The sequence below is a fragment of the Paracoccus sp. SM22M-07 genome, from assembly GCF_001887735.1.
Lineage (GTDB): Bacteria > Pseudomonadota > Alphaproteobacteria > Rhodobacterales > Rhodobacteraceae > Paracoccus.
Window position 1 is genome coordinate 1 of record NZ_JPKW01000032.1, and the last position, 10,180, is coordinate 10,180.

12 protein-coding genes are annotated in these 10,180 nt (G+C 63.4%); 8 read left to right on the forward strand and 4 right to left on the reverse strand.

Annotation, left to right across the window (positions count from 1 at the left end):
* The first annotated feature begins 166 nt into the window (after window positions 1-166).
* Together IE00_RS19035 and IE00_RS19040 are read left to right on the forward strand one after the other, a co-directional pair.
* Window positions 167-1,594, forward strand: a complete 1,428-nt coding sequence (locus IE00_RS19035) for a lactate utilization protein B (protein WP_072298741.1) — start codon at window positions 167-169, stop codon at window positions 1,592-1,594.
* Window positions 1,591-2,238, forward strand: coding sequence for an LUD domain-containing protein (locus IE00_RS19040; RefSeq protein ID WP_072298742.1), 648 nt, complete (start codon window positions 1,591-1,593; stop codon window positions 2,236-2,238). Before IE00_RS19035 ends, IE00_RS19040 begins: the two co-directional genes overlap by 4 nt.
* A 403-nt stretch (window positions 2,239-2,641) precedes the next feature.
* Here the strand turns inward: IE00_RS19040 and IE00_RS19975 are convergent, their stop codons facing one another.
* The gene (locus IE00_RS19975) at window positions 2,642-3,097 is read right to left on the reverse strand and encodes a hypothetical protein (RefSeq protein WP_139291556.1); all 456 of its coding nucleotides are present in this window, start codon (window positions 3,095-3,097) and stop codon (window positions 2,642-2,644) included.
* 61 nt (window positions 3,098-3,158) lie between these two features.
* The gene (locus IE00_RS19045; RefSeq protein ID WP_072298743.1) at window positions 3,159-3,710 is read right to left on the reverse strand and encodes a hypothetical protein; all 552 of its coding nucleotides are present in this window, start codon (window positions 3,708-3,710) and stop codon (window positions 3,159-3,161) included.
* A 512-nt stretch (window positions 3,711-4,222) separates the two neighbouring features.
* Between IE00_RS19045 and IE00_RS19050 the strand changes: the two genes are divergently transcribed.
* The gene (locus IE00_RS19050; protein WP_072298744.1) at window positions 4,223-4,519 is read left to right on the forward strand and encodes a type II toxin-antitoxin system RelE/ParE family toxin; all 297 of its coding nucleotides are present in this window, start codon (window positions 4,223-4,225) and stop codon (window positions 4,517-4,519) included.
* A gap of 3 nt (window positions 4,520-4,522) precedes the next feature.
* Complete coding sequence (locus IE00_RS19055) at window positions 4,523-4,819, forward strand: addiction module antidote protein (protein ID WP_072298745.1); 297 nt, start codon at window positions 4,523-4,525, stop codon at window positions 4,817-4,819.
* Window positions 4,820-4,823: 4 nt separating this feature from the next.
* Here IE00_RS19055 and IE00_RS19060 read toward each other — a convergent pair whose 3' ends face one another.
* On the reverse strand, window positions 4,824-5,393 hold the full coding sequence (locus IE00_RS19060) for a hypothetical protein (RefSeq protein ID WP_072298746.1): 570 nt from the start codon (window positions 5,391-5,393) through the stop codon (window positions 4,824-4,826).
* Window positions 5,390-5,656: a hypothetical protein gene (locus IE00_RS19065; RefSeq protein WP_072298747.1), complete on the reverse strand. Its 267-nt coding sequence runs from the start codon at window positions 5,654-5,656 to the stop codon at window positions 5,390-5,392. Before IE00_RS19065 ends, IE00_RS19060 begins: the two co-directional genes overlap by 4 nt.
* A gap of 155 nt (window positions 5,657-5,811) precedes the next feature.
* On the opposite strand from IE00_RS19065, the gene mobQ reads away from it, so the two are divergent.
* The 4 genes from mobQ to IE00_RS19085 all read left to right on the forward strand — a co-directional run.
* Entirely contained in the window at window positions 5,812-7,035 is a 1,224-nt protein-coding gene (mobQ, locus tag IE00_RS20465) for a MobQ family relaxase (protein ID WP_072298748.1), read from the forward strand.
* Between the two features lie 413 nt (window positions 7,036-7,448).
* Window positions 7,449-7,691, forward strand: a complete 243-nt coding sequence (locus IE00_RS19075) for a hypothetical protein (RefSeq protein ID WP_055681176.1) — start codon at window positions 7,449-7,451, stop codon at window positions 7,689-7,691.
* A gap of 11 nt (window positions 7,692-7,702) precedes the next feature.
* Entirely contained in the window at window positions 7,703-9,487 is a 1,785-nt protein-coding gene (locus tag IE00_RS19080; protein WP_072298749.1) for an L-lactate permease, read from the forward strand.
* Window positions 9,484-10,180 (forward strand): (Fe-S)-binding protein (locus IE00_RS19085; RefSeq protein ID WP_072298750.1); only part of this gene is annotated, 697 nt, incomplete at its 3' end. The genes IE00_RS19080 and IE00_RS19085, both read left to right, overlap by 4 nt.

Genomic DNA, 10,180 nt, shown 5'->3' on the forward strand with positions numbered 1-10,180 from the left:
CCGATGCCATCGAACGGAGCGGCGCCGACATGCTGCTTGCGGGCGATCTCGGATGCCTGATGAACATGGCGGGCAAGCTCAACCGGCGTGGATCGAAGGTGCGCTGTTTCCACACTATCGAAATCCTTGCGGGTGGCGGCGACGGACCGGCCATCGGAGAAAAACCGTGACTGCCACGACCCGGCCCGGCTTCAAGGCCCGCAGCGACGCTGCCCTTGCGAACCCCACTTTGAAGACCGCCATCGACCGCACCACAGGCACCGCCGAGCGCAAGCGCGCCGCTGCGCTGGCCCGGTTTGCCGAATATGAAGCGGCGCGATCCCGCGGCAGCGCGATCAAGGACCATGTGATTGCCAATCTCGATCACTACCTGGAGATGTTCGAGCGCAACGCCACCGCATCGGGCGCCAAGGTCCATTGGGCCGCTACCGAGTCCGAGGCCTGCGACATCGTCATCCGCCTCTGCCGGGAGGCGGGTGCGAAGCGCGTCACCCGCTCGAAATCCATGCTGGGCGAGGAGATCGGCCTGCCCGACGCGCTCGGCTCGGCCGGGATCGAGCGGGTCGAGACCGACCTTGCCGAACACATCATCCAGCTGGCCGGCGAGCATCCCTCGCATATCATCTGGCCGGCGATGCACCGCACTCGCGAACAGGTGGCCGAACTCTTCAACGCCGACCACAAGCCGCCCCCGGCCGATGACGAGGCGGCCTCCATGGTCCAGAGCGCGCGCCATGTTCTGCGCGAGAAGTTCCTGAGCGCGGATGTCGGTATTTCCGGCGCCAATTTCCTGATCGCCGACACGGGCGCAACCTGCACCGTCACCAACGAAGGCAATGCCGAGCTGACGACGACACCCCCGCGCGTCCATATCGTGACCGCGGGCATCGAGAAGCTGGTCCCAAGCACGTCGCACGCCATGGCGCTGCTCCGGCTTCTGGTGCGCTCCGCCACCGGGGGCGAGTTGACCCAATACACCACGTTTCACTGCGGCCCGAAGCGTCCCGGCGACGCCGACGGCCCCGAGAAGATGCATATCGTCCTGGTGGATAACGGCCGATCGGAGATGATCGCAAACGAGTTCCGCGACATGCTGCGCTGCATCCGGTGCGGCGCCTGCATGAACCACTGCGTTGTCTACCGGCAGATCGGCGGCCACGCCTACGGCGGCACCTATCCGGGCCCGATGGGCGCCGTACTCACCCCGGTCCTCGACGGGCTGGCACAGTCTCGCGACCTGCCCTTCGCCTGCACCATGAACGGGCGCTGCGCCGAGGTCTGTCCGGTCGAGATCCCGCTTCCCACGCTGCTGCGTGCCTGGCGGGGCCGAAGCTGGCGCGCGGGGCTGGAGGGCGCGACGATGCGTGCCGGCCTCGGGGCCTGGGCGGGCCTTGCCCGTCGGCCGGGCCTCTACCGAATGGCCAGCGGGATCGGCGTGCGCGCACTGCGCCTGCTCGGTCGCAGCGGGTGGATCGGATCTCTGCCTTTCGCCGGTGGCTGGACCCGGCACCGCGACCTGCCCGGTCCTACCGGGGGCACCTTCATGGAGCGCTACAAGGCCGAACGCGGCAAGCGACCGGAGGATCGACGATGAGCGCGCGCGACAGCATCCTGTCGGCCATACGCGCGGGCCTTGGCGGAAGTCGGAACGACCCGGCCGCGATCGCCGCGGAGGCTGCGGATCTTCTTGCCGCGCCCGAGACGATCCGCCCGCCTCTGGTTGCCGCGACGCCGGTCGACGCGTTCTGCGAGAAGTCCGAGGCGCTCGGGGCCACGGTGGACCGGATCGGGAGCATCGATGAGGTTCCCGCTTCGGTCGGACGCTATCTCGAGGGCCAGGGGCTGTCGGCGGAGATCGCCGTCGAGTCCGCCGCGCTTTTCCGCGATCTGGACTGGGGGGATCTCCGACCGCGCCTTGCCGTGGCGCCGGATGCGCCCGCCGCCGTCGGGCTCGCCCGCCACGGTATCGCCGAGAGCGGATCGCTCGTCATTCACTCCGGCAAGGAGACGCGGATCCTGCTCGCATTCCTGCCATTGCATCACATTGTGGTCCTGCGCGCGGCCAGCATCGTTTCCCATCTGGAAGATTACGCCGCCCTGCTTGTCGGACACGAAACCTCGCCCCGCAATGCCGTCCTTATCACCGGCCCCAGCGGGACGACCGACATCGAGGGAAGCTACGTCCGCGGGGCGCATGGTCCCGGGTTCGTGCACGTGATTCTTGTCTTTGATGCATGAAACGTTGGTCGGCCACTGAACGCAGATACTACCGGCCAGCAGTGGCAAGCGAGCGGAGATCGGGAGCGCGGTTTGCATGAAATTGAAACCGGTCGCTTGCCAATACCGACCGAACGCCCGGTTCGTCCCGCGGTGCAGTCGCTGCTCCTGAGGAATTCGCTGCGCGGCGCTCGAACGACCGGATTTACAGCTGCGATGCGGCATGAAGATCTGCCGCACCGCGACAGGTGTTCTTCTGCGAGCGCGCGCAGCGAGCATTTGACACTTCTGCAATGGGCTCTTAGCAACCGTTGTCGCCCTATGCTTTATCTTGATCCGGGCAGGCTGCGATGGTGGATGTCTCCGCCCGCATCAAGCTGCGCGGATGCTCGTATTGCGTTTTGCCTTGGAGCTGCCTCCGAAATCATCTGCCCAAAAGACGCTTCCAAAGACTTTTGGGTTGAGGGCTAGGTGAAACTTCCAAGGAAGTTGCAGATGCAGACTTTTCCTGTGCGGTTCGGAGGTCTGACAACAGCCCTGTTGCCTGGGTGCGCCAACGGTCCCGATCCTCTTTCAAGTCTGCTGATACCTCTCGTTCGCGGGCAAGAGCTTCGCGTTCTCTTTCAAGAAGCTGTTCCAACATGGCGATTTTGCTGGAGTCTTCCGTTCCGGGGCGTTCCGAATGCGCTTCATGATGCACCAATTGTGCGCGTTCCGGTGCGTTCTGGGGGAACGCCCTAGCAAGTTCGGAGGGGTCAATTGAGAATGTTCCATCTTCATTTCTAACCGCACTCAATCGCCCGGATTTTATGGCTCTATTGAGCGTTGACTTGCTCTTTGAGATGGATTTTGCAGCTTGAGATAAGGTCAGGAATGACATGGAACGCCCACCGTTCTGTGATGCACCATTTTAGCCGTTCCAGGCGGAACGAGGAACGGCCTCATTCGCCTTCTTCCGTCGAGGGTAGGTCTGGCTCCAGGCCGTCAAAAAAAGGTTGAGAAGGTGGTGGCAATCCATCCCCGGCAGGCATCTGGCTTTCATCCCGAAATAGACTGGGAAGGCGGCGAAGGGGTTCCTGGTGGCCCAAGGCTTCTGCATCCGGCTGTTCGTCACTTGCTGCAATGACGGTTGCGCTAAAGAGGCTGTAACGAATGCCGTCGCGTGCACCACTCCAAGCCACTCGGTCATTGATGACATAGGCGTTCACGGTCCCATTCTGCCCAATTTGTCGAACCTCTATCCATCGGTCTGCTTCGAGAACGGCGAGCGCTGTTTTGACCGTTGTGACGCTCTTCACGCCAAGAAGGCGGGCAAGGGTTTTGTGGGATATAACGACGGCATTGTTCTCTCTGACTCTTGCCGTCAGCAGGTGCATCACCGCCGCCGCTTTTGGAGCTTTCGTGATGAGAGCTGCCCAAGCCTCATGCGCGGCGCGTTCTGTCTGAACCCAGTTTCCTCGTGTGTTGCGGTCCTGTTGAACTATCTGCTTCACTGCCTACCCCAAGTCAAATTTTTGGCGATTTTTGCCAATACAGTGGCGATTATTACTGGCGATTTTTGACAAATCAATGGCGATTTTGAGCGTCAAATTGGCTACCCCTAGCCAGTAGCTTGCTGGCTAGGGGTAGCCAGCAAGCTACTGGCTACCCCCCCCTTAAAAAACTAGTAAAAACAATAACTTATTTTTTTGCCTTCTTATGATCTAAAAGGCAGGCAAAAAATGCACAGTCCGGGCGCGCTTGCGCGCCGGGGGGGAGCGCCCGCCAGGTAGCTGGCGACCCCCCGCCGAACGGACGGGCTGTGTAGTTTTTGAGTGCCGTCGGACGCGAGGCCCCTTGTGGGCCGAGTGGACGACTCCGCGTGCGGATGCGCGCGAGGGATGGGGGTGCAGGGGGAAGGGAGACGGCAGGCGAAGTCTGCTCGGTTGGCACTGACAGGATCTGCTGAGAATGATCACTGACAACTTCAGTTGTCAGTGCGGTATTTGATAACTATAGTTTGCAAATGATCGAGTTAATCCGAAGTGCGACCTTCGACAGATGGCTTTCGGGCTTGCGAGATCGCCGGGCGGTGGCCCGGATCGCGGCCCGCCTGGACAGGATGGCGGCAGGAAATCCCGGCGACGTGCAGCCAGTCGGAGAGGGCGTTTCGGAACTGCGGATCAACTATGGCCCAGGCTACAGGGTGTATTTCATCCAGCAGGGGCCTGTTCTCATCATCCTGCTATGCGGTGGCGACAAGTCCACGCAGAGCAAGGACATCAGGCAGGCCAAGGTTCTTGCCGAAGAGTGGAAGGGATAAGCGATGCCGGAAGAGAAATTCGCCCGCTACGATTCCGCCGATTACCTCAAGACTGAGGAAGATATCGCGGCCTATCTCGAAGCAGTCATGGAGGAGGGCGGTGACGATCCTGCCTACATCGCCCGCGCCCTTGGGGTGGTCGCCCGCGCCCGGAACATGACCGCGCTGGCCCATGAGGTGGGCATGAGCCGTGTGGGGCTGAACAAGGCGCTGTCAGGGCAGGGAAACCCCACCCTGTCAACGGTGATGAAGGTTGCCAAGGCGCTCGGGCTAAAGGTTTCGATCCAGCCCGGAGCGTGATGGCTCACTCGTTCCCGGCTTGTCCGGGCGGCTGGTCGATCCAGAAGGCACAGAAACTGCCGCCATCCTCGCGCTCCACGACCTGCCCGCCTGCCGATCGGCAGAAGATGCCGGGGTTCTGGCCGAACTTGTGGGCATCGGCGCGGCCTTGCAGCCAGAAGACCGCCAGAGCGCCCAGGAGCGCCCCTGTGAGGCCCACAGAGGCCAGCCACACCCAGAACCCGCCGAAATAGCGCCACGCCTGCCTGCGGGCCTCTCCTGCGGCGCTGAGCAGCCGCTCAGAAGCCTCCATGCTTTCGCGATGCGCTTCATGGATGGCATCCCGGGCCGCAGTGGAGGCGGCGTGCATGGCGTTCAGGCGGAGGTCTGTGGCCACGGTGAGAAGGCTGTTCTCGATGCGGTCCTGGACGGCGGGTCCGACTTTCGACATGCCATCCAAGCCTTGCACGACCTTGGCGTTGAGGGCTTTCGCCTCGGTCTTGTCGAGGCTGGTGCGCTGGAGCTGGTCGATCTGGCGGCGGATGAGGGTGATTTCATCGGCCAGGATCTCGAAGGGGTCTTTGACGCCGCTCATTCCCGATCCCCTTTTGCCTGAGCGGCCCTGGCGTCGAGTTCATCGAGCAGTCCCGTCACCTCCTTGAGGTCCACGTCGCGGGTGACGTTCTTGCGCAAGGTGCCTGCCATCCACCGTGCAATCTTGGGGTCTTTCAGAGCCTCGGTCGTGACAACCGCCCCGACGATGATCTTGCGTCTGGTATCGGCGGCTTTCTGTCTGCTCTTGAGACGGTTCAGCTTCGCCTGCGCCTCGGCAATCTGCTGATCAATGCTGCGTGACATTTTAAAATCCTGAGTTCTCTCAATGGTTGCAAGTCTGGCCGCAGAGGGGATAGGGTGCAAGACACGAAGTGCCCACTTATACAAACGCTTCACGTTTGTGTGGGCAAGGGAACACTTGCGTTTCCCTTGAACCCTTAGCTGAGTGCGGCGCTGACATGGCGATCTACCATCTTCGAGCCTCGATGATTTCCCGCAGTCAGGGCCGCAGCGCCACGGCGGCAATCGCCTATCGCGTGGCGGAGCGTATCGAAGACCGCCGCACCGGCCTTGTCTTCGATTACGCCAAGCGCGGCGGTGTCGATCACACCGAGATCCTCGCCCCGGATCATGCGCCGGATTGGGTCTCCGACCGATCCGAGCTGTGGAACCGTGTCGAGGAAGCCGAGACGCGCAAGAACAGCCAGGTGGCCCGCGAGGTGCGCGTGGCCCTGCCTGCCGAGCTGACCCATGCGCAGCGGGTCGAGCTGGTCCGCGACTTTGCCCAGGAACAGTTCGTGGATCGCGGCATGGTCGCGGATATCGCCCTGCATGCTCCGGGACGCGACGGCGATGATCGCAACCACCACGCCCATATCCTGCTCACCACCCGCGAGATCGACCCCGAGGGCCTCACCACCAAGAACCGCGACTGGAACAAGGTCGAGCTTCTTGAGGGCTGGCGGGAGGCATGGGCGCGGGACGCCAACCTCGCCCTCGAACGCGCCGGCATCGAGGAGCGCATCGACCACCGCACTCTGGAAGCGCAACGGGACGAGGCCCTTGAGCTGGCCGCAGAGGCGCGGGAGCGTGGCGACGAGGCCGAGGAGCTGCGTGAGACCGTGCGGGCCGTCGCGCTGGACCGCGAACCGCTACCGCAGCTTTCCGCAGGAGCGTGGCAGCTCAAGGAGCGCGGCATCGAGGTCGCGGCCGTCCAGGTCTGGCGAGAGGTGAAGGCACAGGCTGTCGAGGTGGCCCGCGTGGCGCAGGAGCTGGCCGAACGGGCGCGTTCCTGGCTGGAGCGCGCCGCGGAACGCCTCGTGCCGGAACGGGGGCTGGCTCATGCCGGGAACGCAAGGCGTTCCGATGGCGCCAGCGAGCGGCAAGATATTGCGGCCCGGATGCGCGCTGCATGGGAGGCTCATCAGGGGCAGAGCGATGGCATATCTGGCCGAGGCTACGCTCCTGAGTCTGCCAGCAGCCTAGCCGAGCGCATGCGTGACGCCGCGCAGGGGATCGACCGAAAGGCGTTGGCTGAGCGCGCCGCCGAGTTGCAGCGGGAGCGTCTGGCCGAAGACCGGCAACGGGTGGAAGAGGCCGAGCGCCTGCAAGAGCAAGAGCGACTACGCGAACTGGAGCAAGAAGTCCGGCACCGGGACAGGGGCATGGACCACGGGCTATAAACCTTCCTCACCGCTTTGCGGACTATCCGGTCATCCGGCGATCAACCGATGCAGTTGCAGCATGAAGATCGAGGGGCTCGCAGATGCAGCGACAGAGGTTCTGCGCCGCCGCGCAGATCGCGAAAGCGGTCTTTCAAGGCTGCGCCAGACCGGGGAATCTAAACCCAACATTCGCTGCGGCTCGACGCAGCGCCGCCGATGCGGACTTTTCTGCCGTTCAGCCTACTGTCGGTTTAGAACCACTTGGCGGTTGGTCGGTTGACGTGGCGGCATTCGCCATGCACCTTATTGAACGAGAGCTTCGTCGTGGAAAATTGCGCATTAGTAGAAAAGCGCGCGCTCGATGAAATTCTCGGACGGTCCGGTCGGGTGAAACCGATTTTGAAGCTGTCCGAAGAACAGGGAGGAGCGTGATGCAGGGACAGTTCGAAGTCTCCGCAATCGATCTGTCGATTCTGATCGGCTACCTTATTCTGAGTCGGGTTCTAGCGCTCTGGCTCACCCGCGGCGGCGCCAAGGACACCGATGGCTTCTTCCTCGGCGGACGCAATTTCATCTGGCCGATGATCGGCTTCTCGCTCTTCGCGACCAACATGTCGGGGCCGCTGCCCAATTCGAGGTTGACGCAATTCCGGCGCGCGCCTCGCGCCCGATGAGGGAGGAAGACATGCCAGGCCCAATCACGTTCCTGCTTGCGCTGCTGCCTATCGCGACGGTGTTCGTACTGTTGGTCGTGCTCGCGCGATCGGCCAAGTTCTCGATGCTCGTTGCCTATGTCGTCACCGCACTGACCGCGCTCCTCATCTGGGGTACGGAGCCGGCGAAGGTGCTGGGTGCAACGGTCAACGGCGTGGTCACGGCCGCCAGCCTGCTATATATCGTCTTCGGTGCGATCTTGATGCTTTACACGCTAGAGGAAAGCGGCGGCATCCGGTCCATTCGCAGCGGATTCACCCGCATTTCCCCCGACCGCCGCGTTCAGGCGATCATCATCGCCTGGCTCTTCGGCTCGCTGATCGAGGGCGCGTCCGGTTTCGGCACCCCGGCGGCGATCGCGGCGCCGCTGTTGGTGGCGATCGGCTTTCCCGCGATGGCCGCCGTCATGGTGTCGCTGATCATCCAGAGCACGCCGGTATCCTTCGGCGCGGTGGGCACACCGATCCTCGTCGGCGTCCAGACCGGGCTGTCGGGCCAGGAACTGGTCGCGGGCACGATCGACACGCCCTTCGCGGAATACCTGCTGGGCATAGCGACCAAGGTCGCCATGATCCACGGTCTGATCGGGTTCCTGATCCCGCTCATCATGGTCGGCATGCTGACCCGCTTCTTCGGCGCGAACCGGTCCTTCGCGGAGGGTTTCAAGGTGTGGAAGTTCGCGCTTTTCGCCGGCCTCGCCTTCACCGTCCCCTATTACGTCATCGCCTGGCTCCTGGGTCCGGAATTTCCCTCGCTCGTCGGCGGGATCATCGGCCTGCTCATCGTCGTGCCGGCGACGCAGCGCGGTTTTCTTCTTCCGAAAGAATCCTTCGCCTTTCCGGCCCGCGGACAATGGGATTCGAGCTGGATCGGCAAGCTCGACGATCTCGAGGACCACCGTGGCGATACGCCCACCATGTCGCTGCTCAGGGCCTGGGCGCCCTATGTCTTCGTGGTCCTGCTGCTTGTCCTCACGCGGACGGTCGGGCCGGTGAAGGACTGGCTTACCTCGCCCGCAACCACCCTTGCCCTCGAGAATTTGTTCGCATCGGGCATCACGACGCGGATCCAGATCCTCTATCTGCCGGGCACGGTGTTGATCCTCGCCTCGCTCTTCACCTTCCTTCTACACAGGATGTCGATGCGGGATTACGGGCGCGCGCTGAAATCTTCTGGTTCGACGATGATCGCGGCGGCGCCGGCGCTTCTGCTTGCGGTCCCGATGGTTCAGGTTTTCCTGAACTCCGCATCGGACCGGCTTGCCAGCATGCCGATCGTCCTCGCAGAGGGCATGTCGGCGGCCGCCGGGGAGGCGTGGCCGCTCTTCGCGCCGCTGATCGGGGCTATGGGGGCGTTCATCGCCGGGTCGAACACGATCTCGAACATGATGTTCTCGCTGTTCCAGTTCTCCACGGCCGAGCAGATCGGGCTGGGATCGGCGGGCGCGGCGGTCGTCGTCGCCGCGCAGGCCGTCGGCGGCGCTGCCGGCAACATGATCTGCGTCCACAATGTCGTCGCGGCATCGGCCACTGTCGGCCTTGTGGACCGTGAAGGCGAGATCATACGCAAAGTCCTGATCCCGCTCGGCTATTACGTCGTTCAGGGCGGTCTGATCGCGACGGCGCTGATCGCCGGCGGGTTCAATCTGTGGTGGATCGCAGCGATCGTCTGGGCGGCCGGCGTGCTCACCGTCATGGCGATGAGCGGCGGCCGGGCGGGCGGCAAGGCGAAGCACACGCAGGCGGCGGGATCATGACCCGGGCAACCCGTCCCCGCGTCGGCCTCTTCGTCACCTGCCTGGTCGATGCGATGCGGCCCGAGATCGGCTTTGCCGCCATCCGGCTTCTGGAAGATGCCGGGTGCGACGTGGAGGTACCGACGCGGCAGACATGCTGCGGGCAGCCCGCCTATAACAGCGGTGACGACGCGAGCACAGCGGCGGTGGCCCGGCAGGTGATCGCGGCGTTCGAGCCGTTCGACCATCTGATCGTGCCCTCGGGATCCTGCGCCGGAACGATCCGGCACGGTTACCCCACCCTGCTCGCTTCGGATTCCGAGTGGGGGCCACGCGCTGCGCGCCTTGCCGAAAAGACGCACGAGATCATGAGCTATCTGGTCGACATTCGCGATTATACACCGGACGGGCTGCGGCTGGAGGGGAGCGCCACGTATCACGACAGTTGCGCCGGTCTGCGAGAGCTTGGCATCCACGACCAGCCCCGCCGCCTTCTGGCGGCGGTCGACAGCCTGGAGATGCGACCGCTTGACGGAGAAAATGTCTGCTGCGGCTTCGGCGGGACGTTCTGCGTCAAGTATCCGGCGATCTCGAACGCGATCGTGGACGAGAAGGCCGATGCCATCGAACGGAGCGGCGCCGACATGCTGCTTGCGGGCGATCTCGGATGCCTGATGAACATGGCGGGCAAGCTCAACCGGCGTGGATCGAAGG